The sequence below is a fragment of the Streptomyces sp. NPDC039465 genome (genome assembly GCF_055639315.1).
The window spans coordinates 92,050-109,336 of record NZ_JBVKAP010000006.1; the positions used below are offsets into that span (position 1 = coordinate 92,050).

Annotated in this window: 15 protein-coding genes; 5 read left to right on the top strand and 10 right to left on the bottom strand. The window is 71.5% G+C overall.

Annotated features, from left to right (window positions below):
- Positions 1–135 precede the first annotated feature (135 nt).
- Positions 136–1,503, top strand: a complete 1,368-nt coding sequence (locus ACZ7LT_RS20865) for an L-serine ammonia-lyase (protein WP_471237550.1) — start codon at positions 136–138, stop codon at positions 1,501–1,503.
- A gap of 36 nt (positions 1,504–1,539) precedes the next feature.
- Here the strand turns inward: ACZ7LT_RS20865 and ACZ7LT_RS20870 are convergent, their stop codons facing one another.
- From ACZ7LT_RS20870 to ACZ7LT_RS20880, 3 genes are read right to left on the bottom strand one after another with little or no spacing between them, the layout of a single operon-like run.
- On the bottom strand, positions 1,540–2,031 hold the full coding sequence (locus tag ACZ7LT_RS20870) for a Pycsar system effector family protein (protein WP_471237551.1): 492 nt from the start codon (positions 2,029–2,031) through the stop codon (positions 1,540–1,542).
- Positions 2,028–4,112, bottom strand: a complete 2,085-nt coding sequence (locus ACZ7LT_RS20875; protein WP_471237552.1) for a hypothetical protein — start codon at positions 4,110–4,112, stop codon at positions 2,028–2,030. Before ACZ7LT_RS20875 ends, ACZ7LT_RS20870 begins: the two co-directional genes overlap by 4 nt.
- 1 nt (position 4,113) lies before the next feature.
- Positions 4,114–4,824, bottom strand: coding sequence for a hypothetical protein (locus ACZ7LT_RS20880; RefSeq protein ID WP_471237553.1), 711 nt, complete (start codon positions 4,822–4,824; stop codon positions 4,114–4,116).
- Between the two features lie 118 nt (positions 4,825–4,942).
- On the opposite strand from ACZ7LT_RS20880, the gene ACZ7LT_RS20885 reads away from it, so the two are divergent.
- Positions 4,943–5,635, top strand: coding sequence for a Crp/Fnr family transcriptional regulator (locus ACZ7LT_RS20885; protein WP_471237554.1), 693 nt, complete (start codon positions 4,943–4,945; stop codon positions 5,633–5,635).
- A gap of 189 nt (positions 5,636–5,824) precedes the next feature.
- Here the strand turns inward: ACZ7LT_RS20885 and ACZ7LT_RS20890 are convergent, their stop codons facing one another.
- On the bottom strand, positions 5,825–6,040 hold the full coding sequence (locus ACZ7LT_RS20890) for an EF-hand domain-containing protein (protein ID WP_471237555.1): 216 nt from the start codon (positions 6,038–6,040) through the stop codon (positions 5,825–5,827).
- Between the two features lie 280 nt (positions 6,041–6,320).
- Here ACZ7LT_RS20890 and ACZ7LT_RS20895 point away from each other — a divergent pair, with 280 nt between their 5' ends.
- Positions 6,321–7,040, top strand: a complete 720-nt coding sequence (locus tag ACZ7LT_RS20895) for a cyclodityrosine synthase (RefSeq protein ID WP_471237556.1) — start codon at positions 6,321–6,323, stop codon at positions 7,038–7,040.
- Positions 7,021–8,229 carry a cytochrome P450 gene (locus ACZ7LT_RS20900; protein WP_471237557.1) on the top strand — a complete coding sequence of 403 codons (1,209 nt, stop codon included), beginning with the start codon at positions 7,021–7,023 and terminating at the stop codon, positions 8,227–8,229. The genes ACZ7LT_RS20895 and ACZ7LT_RS20900 overlap by 20 nt, the downstream gene beginning before the upstream one ends.
- A gap of 51 nt (positions 8,230–8,280) precedes the next feature.
- On the opposite strand, the gene ACZ7LT_RS20905 is transcribed toward ACZ7LT_RS20900, so the two are convergent.
- From ACZ7LT_RS20905 to ACZ7LT_RS20930, 6 genes are all read right to left on the bottom strand, one after another.
- Positions 8,281–9,465, bottom strand: coding sequence for a YVTN family beta-propeller repeat protein (locus ACZ7LT_RS20905; RefSeq protein WP_471237558.1), 1,185 nt, complete (start codon positions 9,463–9,465; stop codon positions 8,281–8,283).
- Positions 9,465–10,232: a polysaccharide deacetylase family protein gene (locus ACZ7LT_RS20910; protein WP_471237559.1), complete on the bottom strand. Its 768-nt coding sequence runs from the start codon at positions 10,230–10,232 to the stop codon at positions 9,465–9,467. The genes ACZ7LT_RS20905 and ACZ7LT_RS20910 overlap by 1 nt, the downstream gene beginning before the upstream one ends.
- A 351-nt stretch (positions 10,233–10,583) precedes the next feature.
- Positions 10,584–11,087, bottom strand: coding sequence for an ATP-binding protein (locus ACZ7LT_RS20915; protein WP_471237560.1), 504 nt, complete (start codon positions 11,085–11,087; stop codon positions 10,584–10,586).
- Between the two features lie 249 nt (positions 11,088–11,336).
- A complete protein-coding gene (locus ACZ7LT_RS20920) occupies positions 11,337–12,104 on the bottom strand; it encodes an enoyl-CoA hydratase/isomerase family protein (protein ID WP_471237561.1) in 768 nt (255 codons plus the stop codon).
- Between the two features lie 76 nt (positions 12,105–12,180).
- Positions 12,181–13,434 carry a L,D-transpeptidase gene (locus tag ACZ7LT_RS20925; protein WP_471237562.1) on the bottom strand — a complete coding sequence of 418 codons (1,254 nt, stop codon included), beginning with the start codon at positions 13,432–13,434 and terminating at the stop codon, positions 12,181–12,183.
- Positions 13,435–13,631: 197 nt separating this feature from the next.
- Positions 13,632–14,885: a L,D-transpeptidase gene (locus ACZ7LT_RS20930; RefSeq protein ID WP_471237563.1), complete on the bottom strand. Its 1,254-nt coding sequence runs from the start codon at positions 14,883–14,885 to the stop codon at positions 13,632–13,634.
- Between the two features lie 167 nt (positions 14,886–15,052).
- Here ACZ7LT_RS20930 and glgX point away from each other — a divergent pair, with 167 nt between their 5' ends.
- The gene (gene glgX, locus ACZ7LT_RS20935) at positions 15,053–17,281 is read left to right on the top strand and encodes a glycogen debranching protein GlgX (protein ID WP_471237564.1); all 2,229 of its coding nucleotides are present in this window, start codon (positions 15,053–15,055) and stop codon (positions 17,279–17,281) included.
- Positions 17,282–17,287 lie beyond the last annotated feature (6 nt).

Consider the following 17,287-nt stretch of genomic DNA (forward strand, 5'->3'; position numbering starts at 1 on the left):
TGACATCCGGGGCACCCCGCACACTGGACGGTGAGCGCGGTGCCCCGGCCCTTGCTCCCCCCCTCAGCACCCCCATCGCACCGCCTCTGCACCACCCCGGCAGACAACGGCGTCTTCCCCCACAAGGAGTCCCCCGTGGCCATCTCGGTCTTCGACCTGTTCTCGATCGGCATCGGCCCGTCCAGCTCCCACACCGTGGGCCCGATGCGCGCCGCCCGGATGTTCGCCCGCCGCCTGAAGAACGAGGGCCTGCTCGCGCACACCGCCTCCATACGGGCCGAGCTGTACGGCTCGCTGGGCGCGACCGGCCACGGCCACGGCACCCCGAAGGCCGTCCTGCTGGGCCTGGAGGGGAACTCGCCGCGCACCGTCGACGTCGAGACCGCCGACGAGCAGGTCGAGAGGATCAAGACGGCGAAGCGGATCAACGTCCTCGGCATGCACGAGATCGGCTTCGACTTCGACGAGGACCTGATCCTGCACCGCCGCAAGGCGCTGCCGTACCACGCCAACGGCATGACGATCTTCGCGTACGACGCGGAGGGCGCCCTGATCCTGGAGAAGACGTACTACTCCGTGGGCGGCGGCTTCGTCGTCGACGAGGACGCGGTCGGCGAGGACCGGATCAAGCTCGACGACACCGTGCTGAAGTACCCCTTCCGCACCGGTGACGAGCTGATGCGGATGGCCAAGGAGTCCGGTCTGTCGATCTCCGCGATGATGCTGGAGAACGAGAAGGCCTGGCGCACCGAGGAGGAGATCCGCGAGGGCCTCCTGGAGATCTGGCGGGTCATGCAGGCCTGTGTCTCGCGCGGCATGTCGCGCGAGGGCATCCTGCCCGGCGGTCTGAAGGTCCGCCGCCGCGCCGCGACCCTCGCCCGCAAGCTGCGCTCCGAGGGCGACCCGGCCGCGCACGCCATGGAGTGGATCACCCTCTACGCGATGGCCGTGAACGAGGAGAACGCCGCGGGCGGCCGGGTCGTCACCGCTCCGACCAACGGCGCCGCGGGCATCATCCCGGCGGTGCTGCACTACTACATGAACTTCGTCCCCGGTGCCGACGAGGACGGCGTGGTCCGCTTCCTGCTGGCCGCGGGCGCGGTCGGCCTGCTCTTCAAGGAGAACGCCTCCATCTCGGGCGCCGAGGTCGGCTGCCAGGGCGAGGTCGGCTCGGCCTGCTCGATGGCGGCGGGCGCCCTCGCCGAGGTCCTGGGCGGCAGCCCGGAGCAGGTGGAGAACGCCGCCGAGATCGGCATGGAGCACAACCTGGGCCTGACCTGCGACCCGGTCGGCGGTCTGGTGCAGATCCCGTGCATCGAGCGCAACGGCATGGCGTCGGTGAAGGCGGTCACGGCGGCGAAGATGTCGATGCGCGGCGACGGCAGCCACCTGGTCTCCCTCGACAAGGTCATCAAGACCATGAAGGAGACCGGCGCGGACATGTCGGTCAAGTACAAGGAGACGGCGCGGGGCGGTCTCGCGGTGAACATCATCGAGTGCTGAGCCGAGGCTGAGCCCGTGGCGGGGGACGCCTTGGGCTCAGCCGATCAGGGCCGCCAGGACGAGGAGTAGCACCGCGGTCACGTAGGCGAGGACCGCCGCGTGGACGCAGCGGAGTTTGGCGACGGCTATGCGGCTTACGGCGTGGAGTTCGGCGGTGAGGGCGGTCAGGGGGTCGTCGGCCGTCTCCCGGAGCGCGGCGGTCAGGGTCGCGCCGCCGCCGGTGCGGTGGACGTGGCCGAAGTAGGCGACGGGATGGCCCGGGCTCCAGTCGGCCCGTAGCTGGCGTGGGGTGACCGCGGCCAGCAGGAGCAGCAGCGCGAGGAGCCAGCCGGCGCAGGCCGTCCACCACAGGGTCTCGGCCGGCCAGCTCAGGCGCCCCGGCTGCCAGTGCGCTCCGGTGAGGGCCCCGGCGGCCACGGCCCCGGTGGTGCCGGCCACGGTCAGCAGGCCGAAGGCCTTCACATCAGCCTGGGAGATCTCCCGCCGGGTCTCGTCGAGGAGCCGGACGGCCAGATCGGTCGCGGTCATGGGGTACCTCCGGTCGGGTCCGGCGCGGCCGCGAGGGCGGCGCGCAGGCGTGCGGCGTCTTCGTCCACGTCGGGATGCTCCGCCCCCAGGGCGGTCAGGACCGCCGCCAGTCGTACGCGGTCGGGGCGGTCCACGGCGAGCCGGTGCAGGTCGTCGCGGGCGCGGGCGTGCCGCAGCGTGGCGGCGAGCGCGGTGATCAGATGCGGCTCGTTCGCCGGCTCGTGCAGCGCCCGGTGCCAGATCGCGCGGGCCTCCCGCCTGGTCCGCTCGGGGAACGAGAACTCGGCGTCGAGGAGTACGTCGAACAGCAGGGGCTCGGCGTCGGGGTAGTCGTCCAGCGTGCAGGCGTGGGCCCGGCACAGGACCTCCAGGGCGATCTGCTGCCGCCGGGCCTCGGGGTGGGTGATCCACGCGTGCACCCGGGCGACGATGTCGGCGACACCCTCGGGGTCCGCCGTCACGCCGAGTTCGGACAGGACGTATCCGGCGGTGCCGTGCAGGCTCGCCTCCGTCACCGCCCCGTCCTCGTCCGGCTCGGGCTCCTGCGGCCAGATCAGCGGCTCCAGCAGGTCGAGCACCTCCCCATGGCGGGTTCCGTCGAACCACTGAAGGGTGATCAGCGCCGCCCAGCGGTAGTGCGAACCGCGTTCGGGAAAGTCCCGCAGCAGCTCCAGGACCTGGGTGCCCCGCGTCCGGTCACCCCCCACGGCCCAGCCCAGCGCGTTCGCCGCGACCGCCGCGGTCGAATCGTTCTCGCTCCCCGCCCAGTCGACGAGCATCGGCCTGGCCACCCCGCGCGGATCCAGGGCGGTCAGCGCCCCCAGGCCCTCCATCAGGGCGGTCTCGGTGGGGTCGAGCAGATGGGGCGGCACCGCGGGGTTTTCCTCCAGGGGCACGAGACCGCCCAGCCATTCCTTGAGCGGGCCCCGGACGACCGGGTGCTCGAACCAGATCTGCGACAGCACATGGAGGACGTCGTCCGCGTCGCGGAACGCGACGAGCTCCCTGGGGTGCCCCTCCCACTGCGTGCCCTCGGCCGGGATCAGCTCGGCGTGGGCCAGGCCGAGCAGCCGGGGCAGCCGGTCCGGGTCGAAGAGGGTGCCGCGCGGTTCCGGGCGGCCGCGTTCCCTCGCGTACAGCAGCTCGGCGAGCTGATCGCCGCACTCGACGAGCAGCGGGTACGGCGCCGGGCCGAGGAAGGCGAGCGCGATGAGGAACGCCTTGTCCCAGAGCGAGACATGGGAGTTGCCCAGCGCGTCGGCGACCCTTCTGCGGTCGGTACGGACCGCGTAGGCGGCGAGTGCCTGGCGGGGGACGGTGCCGCGGTGGTGCTCCGCCAGCATGGCGGCGTACTCCCGGCAGTCCCGCGGCCGCGGCGGCGAGTCGAGGAAGGCCTCGGTCTCCGGGAGCTGGAGCAGTCCCTGTCCGTGCCGGTGGTACGTGTCGTCGCCGAGCCGCAGCCGTAGATGCCGGCCGAGGACGACCTGTGGGGCGGCCGGCTCCCAGGCGACGCTGGGTACGTCGCTGAGGCGTACGCCGTAGTCGGTGACGATCACCGCGTACTGATCGCGTTCGTGGAGCAGCGCGCCCAGCGCCTCCAGGGTGGTGCGGGTCAGCGGCTCGCCGTCCTTGGCCAGCGGCAGGACGAAGCCGCCGGGGCCGGAGTGGCGGGCCAGCTCGTCCATCGGGGCCGCGGTCTCCGGCAGCCGGAAGATCTCCCGGTCGGTGGCCTCGGACAGCAGCCGGATCGCCGCGGTGGTGCGCCCGGTGCCCGGCTGTCCGCGCAGCACGGCGACGCGCTGCTCGTCGAGGACCTGCCGGGCGTGGCCGTGCCGGGGGCCGGGGGCGTACTCGCGGGCGACGGCGGCGATGCGTTCCTTGCTGATCGTGCCGGCGAGCAGGGGCAGGGCGTCAGCGCCCTGGACGTACGTGGTGTGGGTGTAACCGCCGTGGTAGACGTTCCCGATGGTGTTGCGGCCGCCGTGGATGTCCTGGAGGGTCAGGGCAGCGCGCGGGCCCCGCTCGGTGCGGCGGCCCCGGCCCGCCGCGCGGCCGCCGGGGTCCCTCTCGTCCGACGCCATGTCAGTCCTCCGTACGTACATCGCCGTGGAAGACGCTGCCGATGATGTTGCTGCCGCCGCGGATGTCCCGGACGGTTCCCGTGGGGGCGGTCGTCTCGCGGGGCGGCTCCGCGAGGGAGGGCCGGACGGGCGCGGCGGGCTTCTCTCCGTACAGCCAGCCGAGCAGGGTCTCGTTGCGGCTCTCCACGAGGATCTGGTGGAAGCGCTCGCGCCGGATGCCCTTGTGGTCGGGGCGGACAGCCTCGTCGTAGACGGTCTGGGAGACGCAGAGCGCGAACGCGTCCTGGGGCCGCTCGCGCAGCCTCCGCTTGAGCGGGTCGCTGCCGAGCAGGACGAAGGCGTCGTTGACCGCGAAGCCGAGGACGTCGTCCTTACGGAAGGTCACCGCGCCGCGGTGCAGGACGAAGCGCTGGCGTACCGGCGGGCCGGGCGTGCGGCGGTTGTGGTCGTCGAGCTCGTCGGGCACGGTCACGAGCAGGGTCCGCAGCAGGACCGGCAGGGGTACCCGCGGGTCGACGACGACGAGCGCGCCGTCGCCGCGGTAGGCGATCACGCAGTGGTCCGGGCGGGCGCCGGCCGCGTCGAGCAGGGCGTACATCACCGTGTCGAGGGCCTCGCTCACCGCGGTCAGCCCTTGGTCGTTGCGGGACTTGGAATCCTCGGTGTCGATCAGCAGCAGATCCCGTCGGGCGTCCGCCTCATCCGTGTGCACAGTGCCTCCTTGAGCGTTCCTCCTCATCGTCGTTCGGCCGCGAGGGGGCGACAATGTCAGATGACGTGTTCAACACGGGGAAACCGGGCTGCTGTTGAGGCCCCCGGGGCGGGAGGTCATGGCGATGACGACCGGCGGGAATCCGGACAGCTATCTGGCCCGGCTGCGCGGGGCGGAGCTCGACCAGTTGCTGCGGCTCGGCACACCGGCCTCGAAGGAGCCGGGCGAACTGCTGCTGCGCGAGGAGGAGGAGTCCCGCCATGTGCTGCTGATCCTGGACGGCTGGGCCAAGGTCGCCCTGCCCGACGCGGACGGCCGGGGGGTGCTGCTCTCCTTGCGCGGGCCGGGCTCGGTCGTCGGTGAACTGGCCGCGATCGACGGGCATCCCCGGCTCGCCCGGGTGACGGCGGGCAGCCGGGTGCGGCTGCGGGTGATACCTCGCGAGGACTTCCTGCGCCATCTGGAGGCGGCGCCCGGGGCGGCGCTCGCGCTGCTCGGCGTGGTCGCCGACCGGCTGCGCGCCTCGGACCGGAGCAGGCTGCGTACGGCGGTACGGGACACCCCGGACCGGCTCGCCGCGCTCCTGCTCGAACTGCTTGCGTACGGCTCGGGGCGGGGCCCGGTGCCGGCGCGGACGCCACCGGTCGGGCTCACCCAGACCGAACTGGCCGACGCGCTGGGGGTGTCGCCCCGTACGGCGGCCCGGGCACTGCGCACGCTCCGGGAGGAGGGTGCCGTGGAGACCCGGCGCCGGGCGGTGGTCGTCCTGTCCCCGGCGAAGCTGGCCGCACGCGCGGCCGGCGGACGGTGAGAGGACGGGCGGACGGCGCCGGCACCCGGCGCCGTCCGGCCTCGATGAGGCCAGGCCCGCTGAGGCCGATCCTCGCGAGGTGAGGCCCTGCCGAGGTCAGGCCTATTGAGCTCCGACCTCGTGAGATCAGGCCTTGACGAGCTCAGGCCTCGGCGAGCTCGGGCCCCGTCGGGGCCAGGCCTGCTGAGCTCAGCCCTTGTTGAGGTGCGCCCAGAACTCGTCCCAGGTCAGCTTGCCGTCGCCGTTGCTGTCCTGGGCGTTGATGACGGCCTGCGCCACCGGCTCGGTGACGTGGAAGTCGCCCAGCTGCGCCATGACGCTCTTGTACTCCGCGGCCGTGATCTGCCCGTCGCCGTCCACGTCGAACTTCTCGAACGCCTTGCGCGCCGACTCGATGTCCGCCACTGCATCCACCCCTGTGTTCTCTGGTGCCCTTGTTGACGGGGGTCAGATTATCGGTGCGCCTGGGGCGCCCCGCATCGTGGGGCGGCCGCCCCCAACGGGGCCATACCATTCACCTTTCCGTAACACGGAAAGCCTCTTTCACGCCACGGAGCATCAACTTCCCGCCAAACAGAGCGCATTCCTCTCGTCACTCTCCGACGCCGCACGTAACTTCATGCCGTCGTCGCCACACCAGGAGCACAGGGCTCCCAGGGACAAGCGGCGCGAGGGCGATCACTCAGTGACTCTCATCGAAGACACGTTCACGGTCCGGCCCTTCACCCCCCTCTGCAACATCATCTGGGACGAGGGCGATCACGTACTCATCGGCGTCTCGCCGGGCAACAGTTACTTCAACGCCACCCGGGTCGCCGAGCTGACCCGCTGGGCCACCCGGCGCTTCACCGCGGTGGACTTCGTCTACGCCGACCTGCACGTCGCGGACATGTTCGCGGCGCTCGGCCATGACGAGGGGCACGCGGCGCGGCGTGCGGCCAAGGAACTCAAGGCGGTGCGCCGAAGGGTGCTGGCCGGGGTGGAGGCGGCCGGGCCACCAGGCGTGCCCATCCGGGTGCGGGCGCTCTCCGAGTTCGCGGCCAACCCCGTCTACACCCTGCTGCACCGCCGCGTACGCCACTTCCTCGCCACGGACGCCGAGTTCCGCAAGGGCTGCGACGCCATGGTCGACACCTTCCTCGCCCCCAAGGTCGCGGGCGGCGCCCCGGTCACCGATCGGCAGCGGACCGCCTGCCTCGACTACATCGCCGCCGAACTCCCTTTCTTCCTGGACACCCCGGGCATCCTGGACGTGCCCTCCTCCGTCTCCTGCTACCACCAGCTGATACCGCTGACCGAGCTGCTCTACGCCAAGGGCGGCGGTCTGCGCGCCGCCCGCAACCAGGGCTACGCCGTCGTCCGCCCCGCCGAAGGGAGCACCGGCCATGACCGTCGAGCCGCTTGAGACGCCGCTTGAGACCCTGGAGTTCCCGCTGTCGCGGCGCGGCGACGTCCTGCCGGCCGAGTGCGCGGCCCTGCGCGAGAAGGCCCCGGTGGCCCGGGTGCGTACGCTCACCGGCGACGCGGCGTGGCTGGTGAGCAGCCACGCGCTGGCCCGGCAGGTCCTGGAGGACGAGCGGTTCAGCCTGCGGCACACGGCCTCCGAGGGGATGCCGAGGCAGTACGCGCTGACAATCCCGCCCGAGGTCGTCAACAACATGGGGAACATCAACAGCGCGGGGCTGCGCAGCGCGGTGATGAAGGCGCTCAACCCGCGCGCCGGCGGACTGACCGAGTGGCTGCGCGCGACGGCGGACGAGCTCATCGACGGGCTGCTGACCGAGGGCCCGCCCGCCGACTTCCGGGCGGGGTTCGCCGACCCCTTCTCGGCGGCGCTGCACTGCCGGGTGATCGGGGTGCCGTTCGACGAGTGGCGGCGGCTGATGTCCAGCCTGGACATCGCCTTCATGACCAGCGCCGAACCCTTCGACGGGTCGCGGGTGAACTGGTACAAGGACGTCGATCTGATGGTCCGCCATCTGAACGCCCCGCCGGAGCGGCGCTCCGGGCTGCTGGGGGCGCTCGCCGCCCTGCGCGAGGAGCGCGAGTCGGCGCATCTGACGGACGAGATGCTCGCCACGGTCGCGGTCTCGCTCTTCGGCGCGGGCGCGGTCTCCACGTCCTCGTTCCTGGTCCTGGCGGTGCTCGCGCTGCTTCAGCACCCCGAGCTCATCGGGTATCTGCGCGAGCACCCGGAGCGGATGGACCGGGCGGTGGAGGAGCTGCTGCGCTGGAACCTGTCCATCGGTGACGGTCTGCCGAGGATCGCGCTGGAGGACGTACGCCTCGGCGAGGTGCTGGTCCACGAGGGCGAGCTGGTGCTTGTGCTGGTGGAGGCGGCCAACTTCGATCCGGCCGCCTTCAAGGACCCCGAGCGCCTGGACCTGGCGCGCGAGGACAATCCGCATCTGTCGTTCGGTGCAGGGCGGCACTTCTGCCCGGCCACCGCGCTGGGCCGGGCCCATGCGGCGACCGCGCTCGCGGCGCTGGTGGAGCGGATGCCGGAGCTGAGGCTCGCGGTGCCGCCGGAGCAGCTGGTGTGGCGTACGGGCTTCATCAAGCGGCTGCCGGAACGGCTGCCGGTGCTGTGGTGACGGGCCGGTGAGGCGGCGGCCCCCGGTGTGCGCCGGGGGCCGTCCGCCGTGTCAGCGGAAGACGCCGGTGTGGCCGAGGGAGTAGCGGCCGGGCTGCGGGTAGACCGCGAGGCCGTGGGGGCCGCCGCCGACCGGGATCCGGGCGAGCTGCTTGCCGGTCGTGGTGTCGATGGCGTACACCTCGGAGTCGTAGCGGCCGGACAGCCACAGCACCTTCCCGTCCGCCGAGACGCCGCCCATGTCCGGGGAGCCGCCGTCGGGCAGCCACCACTTCTTGGTGAGCTTGTTCTGGGCGAAGTCGAAGACGGAGATGGAGCCCTCGCCGCGGTTGGAGACGTACATCTCCTTGGAGTCGCGGGAGATGTAGAGGCCGTGGCAGCCCTTGCCGGTCGGCAGGAGCTTGGGCTCGGTGAACTTCTCGCCGTCGAGGACCCACATGCCGTGGGCCATCATGTCCGCGATGTAGAAGGTCTTGCCGTCGGGCGAGATCTTCACGTCCTGCGGCATGGCGCCCTCGAAGGGCAGCTTCTGCTGGGCGACGACCTTCATCTTCTCCGTGTCGACCTTGAGGAGTTCGCCGGAGAACTCGCAGGAGACGATGAAGTACTTGCCGTCGGCGGAGAAGTCGGCGTGGTTGACGCCGTAGCAGGAGACGGGCTCGGTGTGGACGCGGTCCATGGTGTGCGGGTCCCGGAAGACCAGCTCGCGGTCGAGGGAGGCCATGACTACCGCGTACTTGCCGTTGGGCGTGAAGTAGAGGTTGTACGGGTCGTGCACCTCGACCGGCTTGCCGGCGATGCCGGTGGCCGGGTCGATCGGGGTGAGGGTGTGGCCGCGGTTGTTGTTCACCCAGAGGGTCTTCAGGTCCCAGGAGGGGACGACGTGCTGCGGCTGGATGCCGACCGGGATGGTCTCGACGACCTTGTACGTGGCCGGGTCGATGACCGAGACCGTGTTGGAGTTGGTGTTGGGGACGTACACCCGGGACGGGAAGCCCTTGACCACCGGGGAGAGCTTGCCCGGGCGGTTGGCGGCGTAGATGTCCTTGGGGTCGAGGACGGGCGGCATGCCCGCGAGCCCGGGTGGCGCGGCCGGCTTCTTCTTCGCCACGCCGGGCGGCGCGGCGGCCTTCGTGCCGTCGTCCGTCGCGCGGTCCGAGGAGGTCCCGCAGCCGGCGAGGGCGGCGAGCAGCGTGGCGGCGAGCAGGATCGTCGATCGCTTGGTCAGGTGCAGCATCAGGTCAGCAGCTCCGTGGTGGTCACCGCGCGCAGACCGCGGCGGTCGAGTTCGTCGAGCAGGGCGGGCAGGGCGGCGACCGTGTCCGCGTAGCCGAAGTGCAGGCTCACCACCGATCCGTTGCGGATCTGCCGGGTGACCGTGCGCAGGACGGCGGGGGCGCCGGGCGAGGTGAAGTCGAGCGAGTCGACGTCGTACGACAGGACGTGGGGGTAGCCGGCCCGCTGGGCGAGGCGCTGGACGAGCGAGGAGGCGGCCTTGGCGCGGGAGGGCCGGAACCACGCGCCGATGGAGCCGGTGAGCCGCCGCAGCCGAGTCGCGCAGGCGGTGATCTCGGCATAGGCCTCGGCCTCGGCCATGGCGTTGATGTCCAGGTGGCGCTGGGTGTGGTTGCCCAGCTCATGTCCGCCGTCCAGGATCCGGCGGGCCATGTCGGGGTGCTGGTCGAGCCAGCCGCCGACGGCGAGGACGGTGACGCGGGCGTCGCGGCGCTCGGCCTCGGTGAGCAGCGCGCGGGCGGTGGCGGGGTCGCCGCCGCCGTGGAAGGTGAGCGCGACCCGGGGGCGGCCGGCGGGGCCGTGGGTGATCTGCGCGGGCCGTCCGGGGAAGCGGCGGGGGCCCGGGGCCGGGGCGGGCGCCGGAGGGGTGGTGGCGGGCGCGGCGGGGGCGGCCGGGGAGCCGTGGCCGGCGCAGGCGGTGGTGAGGGCTCCCGCGACGGCGGCGGCAGCGCCCACCCGCAGTGCGCCGCGGCGGTCGGTCAGGATCACGCGACCATTTAAGGGGGATAACGACCGGTTCCCGGTGATTGACCCTCTTCGCACCCTTACGGGTCGCGAGGACTTCCCCCAAGATCGGGAGCGACGAAACAACCACCGCGCCCCATATTTATTCACAGTTTATGAGGCTCGTGGCCCACCTCACCTACGATTCACTGGTTAACTGTGAGGTTATGGTCGGATTTGCCCCGGTAGGCTCTTTTGGCGGCAAGGCCCCCCGTCTGCCATAGTCGGAGACACGACCCCCATTGACCCGGGCCAGGTCGTCCGAGCACCGTGGATACACCCCCCCGATCCACGGCGCTCCATACACAGAAGCCCCCGCACGGGGGCTTCTGTGTATCAGCGGTCGGTCACGCGCATCTCGAACCAGGTGGTCTTGCCGCGCGGCAGCAGGTCCACGCCCCAGCGGTCGGAGAGCTTGTCGACGAGGAAGAGGCCGCGGCCGCTGGTGTCCAGCTCGCCCACCGGCATCAGGCAGGGCAGTCCGCGGGAGGGGTCGCGCACCTCGATCCGGATCCAGCCGCGGCGGCGGAGCATGCGCAGTCCGAAGACTCGGGCGCCGGTGTGCCGGACGGCGTTGCCGACGAGCTCGGAGACGAGCAGCACGGCGTGTTCGGCCACCTGGGGGCCGAGCCCCCACTGGCGCAGGACCACGCACTGGGCGAGGCGGCGGGCGGTGGCGGCGGACTCGGGCCGGGACGGCAGCCGCACCTCGTCCTCGACCGGATTGCCGAACAACTCGAGCACTTTCAGCGCCTGTTCGTCGTCGACGGCCGGCGCCCACCGCGCGGCCGTAGCGCCGCCGCGCTGCCGCGGTTGCTCCATGTCCTCCAGGCCCGCCATGCCCCCATCATGGCTGCCCAAAGGGCCACACGGGGCCGTTCCCGAGGAATCGATCCCCCGGAGCGGACGGCCCCGGGGGCGTCGATCGGCATATGCCAGCGGCACGCAAAGGGGTCCATAGCCATGCCCACCTGCGATGACACCGTGCGCACGGGTGATCACGGATGATCACCGGCCGCGACCGCTTAAGGCTGCCTTAAGGCGTGGCTAAACCACCCGCATGGCTGACGCGGAGCAACTCCGGGTTGATCAGAGGAATTTGGCCTTCCCCGGGCCCTCCTCCACGAAGCTGCGCATCCCGCGCTCCCGGTCCTCGGTGGCGAACAGACCGGCGAACCAGTTGCGTTCGATGGTCAGGCCGGTGTCGATGTCGGTCTCCAGACCGGCGTCGACCGACTCCTTGGCCGCCCGCAGGGCGAGGGCCGGGCCCTGGGCGAGCTTGGCAGCCCAGGCGCGGGCCTGCTCGTAGACCTCGGCCGCGGGGACGACCCGGTCGACCAGGCCGAGTTCCAGGGCCTCGTCCGCCTTGACCATACGGCCGGTGAAGATGAGGTCCTTGGCCTTGGAGGGGCCGATGAGGCGGGACAGACGCTGGGTGCCGCCCGCACCGGGGATCAGGCCGAGCAGGATCTCCGGCTGGCCGAGCTTGGCGTTGTCGGCGGCGATCCGGTAGTCGGCGCAGAGCGTGAGCTCGCAGCCGCCGCCGAGGGCGTAGCCGGTGATCGCCGCGACGACCGGCTTGGGGATGCGCGCCACGGCGGTGAAGGAGTCCTGGAGGGCCTTGGAGCGCAGCACCATGGCCGTGTGGTCCATGTCCTGCATCTCCTTGATGTCCGCACCGGCCGCGAACACCTTCTCGCCACCGTACAGAATCACCGCGCGGACGTCGTCCCGGCGGGTCGCCTCCTCGGCGAGCTCGCGCAGCCGGTCCTGGGTCGCGATGTCGAGCGCGTTCATCGGCGGGCGGTCCAGGCGGATCGTGCCGACGCCTTCGGAGACTTCGAGAGAAACGGTCATGGGGGCAGGTTAGCCCTCGTTAACGCGCGGGGGCCCGGTGCTGTCGGTCACAGCACCGGGCCCCCGCGCGGGACGCTTACTTGATCCACTCCGACCAGGGCATGTTCCAGCCGTTCAGGCCGTTGTCCGGCTTGATCTTCTTGTCCTTGGAGTTCTTCACGATCACGACGTCGCCGATGATCGAGTTGTTGTAGAACCAGGCGGCCGGCGTCCCGCCGTCGCCCGCGCCCCGCACGTCCCGCAGACCGACGCAGCCGTGGCTGACGTTGGCCGAGCCGAAGGTGCCGCTGGACGCCCAGTAGTTGCCGTGGACGAAGGTGCCCGAGGTCGACAGGCGCATCGCGTGCGGCACGTCCTTGATGTCGTACTCGCCGCCGAAGCCGACGGTGGCGCCGTTCATCCGGGTCACCTTGTACTTCTCACTGATGACCATCTCGCCGTTGTACGTCGTCGTGGACGGCGCGCCCGCGGTGATCGGGATCGTACGGATCGTCTTGCCGTCCCGGACGACCTTCATCGTCTTCTCGCTCGCGTCCACGGTGGAGACCTGGCTGCGGCCGATGGTGAAACTGACCTTCTTCTTCTGCTTGCCGTAGACGCCGGGGCGGCCCTCGACGCCGTCCAGGTTGAACTCCACGGTCACCTTGGTGCCCGCGGCCCAGTACTTCTCAGGGCGGAAGTCGAGGCGGTCGTTGCCGAACCAGTGGCCCTCGATCCGCACGGCCGGCACGGCCGTCACCTTGATGGCGTTCTCCACGGCCTGCGGGTTGGTGATGCCGCGGGTGAAGTTGATGGAGACCGGCATGCCGACACCGACGGTCTGGCCGTCCTCAGGCGTGTAGTGGCCGATGAAGGTGTTCTTCGGGACGAGCGTGGTGAAGGTGGTGTCCTTCGCCGACTCACGGCCCTCGGCGTCCTTCGCGACCGCGTGCACCTTGTACTTGGTCCCGGCGGACAGGTGCCGCAGGGGCTCCCAGCTGGCGCCGCCCGCGCCCATCTTCCCCTCGACGGGGTTGCCCTTCGAGTCGGAGACGGTGACCGTGGTCAGCGTGCCCTGGGCGGCGGTCACCTTGAGGGCGCCGCTGGTGGCGACCGACTCCGCGCCGTCCTTCGGGGAGACCGTCACCACGGCCTGGGAGGCGGTGTTCTCGGCGGCGGCACCGCCGTCCTTCTTCCCCCCGTCGTTCTTGCCACTGCCGGAGGCGTCGCCGCCTCCGCAGGCCGTCACCAGGAGCAGCAGCGCCCCCAGCACCAGAGCCAGCAGACCGGTGCCCCCGCGCCGCCTGCCGCCCACCCCTGCCGATGCTCCCGATATCGGCTGCCCGTTCACGATGTCCGTCTCCCCTCGCACGGCCAGGCAACGCCATGGCCCGCACCCCCGCGCACTCCTCTCGCACGCACGGCGATAGATAATCACACCGCGGACGGCTCGCGTTCACCGCGAATGTCACCGTTCAGTCCCAACTTGTCCGGGAGGGGCGGGGTGTCGCGGGCTGGTCCGAAAGGCGCGCGGGGTCGGGGCGGGGGTCAGCGCAGGGCGGATCCGGCCTTCCACTGGACCCAGTCCATGTTCCAGCCTCCGAGGCCGTTGTCGGGAGCGACCTTACGGTCACGGGAATTGACCACCTCCACCACGTCGCCGACGAGGGTCCGGTCGAAGAACCAGCCCGCCGGGGTGTCCGGGCTGCCGCCCTTCTCGTCGCGCAGTCCGACACAGCCGTGGCTGACGTTGGCCTTGCCGAAGGTGGCGGGGGCGGCCCAGTAGTTGCCGTGCAGGAAGGTCCCGGAGGTGGTGAGCCGCATCGCGTGGGGAACGTCCTTGATGTCGTACTCTCCGCCGAAGCCGACGGTCCGGCCGTCCATCCGGGTCACGTCGAAGAGCTCCGTGACGACCATCTTGCCGTTGTAGGTGGTCGTCTTCGGCGCCCCGGCGGTGATGGGCAGGGTGCTCACCACCCGTCCGTCGCGCCGCACCTCCATGGTGTGCGCGGCCGCGTCGACGAGGGAGACCTGGGAGCGGCCGACCTTGAAGCCGATGGTCTTGCGCTGGATCCCGTACACCCCCTTCGCGCCCTCGACGTCACGCAGCGCCAGGTCGACGGTGACCTCGGTGCCGGGGCGCCAGTACTCCTGGGGGCGGAAGTCGAGCCGGTCCTTGCCGAACCAGTGGCCCTTGATCTCCACCGGCGGATCGGAGGTGACGCGGATGGCGCGCTCGACCGCGGCGCGGTTGTCGATCTGCCGGTTGAAGGTAAATGAAACGATCATGCCGGTGCCGACGGTCGAACGGTTCTCCGGTTTGAAGTAGCCGATGAACCTCTCCGCCGGCACGAAGGTGGTGAAGGTGGTGTGCCGGGCCGAGCGGCGGCCGTGGGCGTCCAGGGCGACCGCGTCGACGCTGTACTTGGCGGCCAGCGCGAGCCGCGCCCCCTCGGCGGGCCGCCAGCGCAGCCCGTCGTCGCTGATGTCGCCGGGGACCTCCGCGCGCTGGGCGTCCTCGACCTGGACCACCTTGACCCGTTCGAGGCGGCCGCTGGGCACCCTGATCTCGACGGGACCCTCCGCCCCGATGTTCTTGGCGCCGTCCTCGGGGGTGATCCTGATGATGTCGCCGGGCGCCCGTGCCTTGCCGGGCAGGCCGACGGTCCCGCCGCGGCCGCCGCGCGCGTCGTCGCCACCACCGTCGCCGCCTCCGGTGCAGCCGGCCAGGGAGGCCGTCAGGGCGGCCACCGCGAGGGCGAGGGCCACACCGGTGCGCGTCCGCTTCAGTACGTGTCTCACGCGTGGCCCAACGACCACCACCCTCCTGGGGAAACGTGCGTGCGGGTCATGTTGGGAGTGGACCACTCCGGGCAGAACAGGTGGAGGACCATGTGCGGGGAGCCACGGCCGGGACGCCGCCGGCGCCCGCGGCACACAGGGCCCGACGAGCCGCGGGAGGCCGACAGGTGTCGAGCGCAGCCGAGCAGGAGGCAGTGCGGGAGGGAGCGGTGCTCTCCCCTGCCGTGGAGCAGGTCGGGGAGCGGCCGCGGCCGGTGGTGTGGCCGGGTGCGCCGACGCCGCTGGGGGCCCGCTGCCGGGTCGGGCCGGACGGGGTCGCGGGCACCAACTTCGCGCTGTGGGCGGGCGGGGCGGAGGCCGTGGAGCTGTGCCTGTTCGCCCCGGACGGCACGGAGACCCGGCTGCCGCTGGCCGAGCTGACCCATGAGATCTGGCACGGTTTCGTGCCGGGAGTGGTGGCGGGGCAGCGGTACGGCTACCGGGTGCACGGCCGCTGGGACCCGTGGACGGGGGCCCGCTGGAATCCGGCCAAGCTGCTCCTGGACCCGTACGCGCGGGCGGTCGACGGGGAGTTCACGCTGCCCGCGCAGGTGTACGCGCACGTCCGGGACTGGCCGCAGCAGCATGTCGCCGACACGGTGCGCGACGAGCGGGACTCGGCGCCGTTCGTCCCCAAGGGCGTCGTGGTGCAGGACGACGACGACTGGGCGGACGACCGCAGGCCGAAGACGCCGTGGCCGGACTCGGTCATCTACGAGCTGCATGTGAAGGGGTTCACCAAGCTGCATCCGGGGATCCCGGAGCGGCTGCGGGGCACGTACGCGGGGCTCGCGCATCCGGCGGCGATCGAGCATCTCGTACGGCTGGGGGTGACGGCGGTCGAGCTGCTGCCGGTGCACCAGTTCGCCCACGAGGACCATCTGCTGCGCCGCGGCCTGAAGAACTACTGGGGCTACAACTCCATCGGCTACTTCGCGCCGCACGCCGCCTACAGCGCCTCCGGCACGACCGGGCAGCAGGTCGGCGAGTTCAAGCGGATGGTGCGGGCGCTGCACGACGCCGGCATCGAGGTCATCCTCGACGTCGTCTACAACCACACCGCCGAGGCGGGCGAGCTGGGCCCGACGCTGTCCCTGAAGGGCATCGACAACCGCGGCTACTACCGCCTGCAGACGGACGCCCGCCGCTACACCGACTACACCGGCTGCGGCAACACCCTGCACGTGGTCCAGCCTCAGGTGCTGCGGCTGATCACGGACTCGCTGCGGTACTGGGTCACCGAGATGGGCGTCGACGGCTTCCGCTTCGACCTCGCGGCGGCCCTGGCCCGCTCCATGCACGACGTCGACATGCTCTCGCCGTTCCTCGCGGTCATCGCGCAGGATCCCGTGCTGCGCCGGGTCAAGCTGATCGCCGAGCCGTGGGACGTCGGCAACGGCGGCTATCAGGTGGGCGCGTTCCCGCCGCTGTGGACGGAGTGGAACGACCGCTACCGCGACGCGGTACGGGACTTCTGGCGCGGCGCGCTGCCGGACGTACGGGACCTGGGCTACCGGCTGTCGGGGTCGAGCGATCTGTACGCGTGGGGCGGGCGGCGGCCGTACGCCTCGATCAACTTCATCACCGCCCACGACGGATTCACCCTGCGCGACCTCGTCACCTACGAGCACAAGCACAACGAGGCCAACGGCGAGGGGAATCGGGACGGCACGAACGACAACCGGGCCTGGAACTGCGGGGTGGAGGGCGAGAGCGACGACGAGGGGGTCGAGGCGCTGCGCCGCCGCCAGATCCGCAACCTGCTGACCACCCTGCTGCTGTCGACCGGGGTGCCGATGCTGGTGGCGGGCGACGAGATGGGCCGCACACAGGGGGGCAACAACAACGCCTACTGCCAGGACAACGAGATCGGCTGGCTGGACTGGTCGCTGCTCGACCAGCCGGGCCCGAGCGGCCTCCTTGAGCTGACGACCCGGCTCCTCGCGCTGCGCCACACCCACCCGGTGCTGCGCCGCCGCGCCTTCTTCGACGGGCGGCCGCAGGGCGCGGACGGGCTGCGGGACCTGGCGTGGTTCACCGCCGAGGGCAAGGAGATGACGGAGGCCGACTGGTACGCGCCCCGGGCCACGCTGGGGCTCTACCTGTCGGGCCGTGACATACCGGGGCGTGACGCGCGCGGCGAGCAGATCACCGATGACAGCTTTCTGACGCTGCTGCACGCCGGGGACGGCCCGCTGGAGTGCCGGCTGCCGGGCCCGCCGTGGGCGGAGGCGTACGAGCTGGTCGTGGACACCTCCCAGGAGGACCAGACCCGGGCGCCGGGCACCATCCACCGGGGCGGGGAGAGCGTGACGGTGCCGGCGCGTTCGGTGCTGCTGCTGCGGGTGCGGACCTGAGCGGCC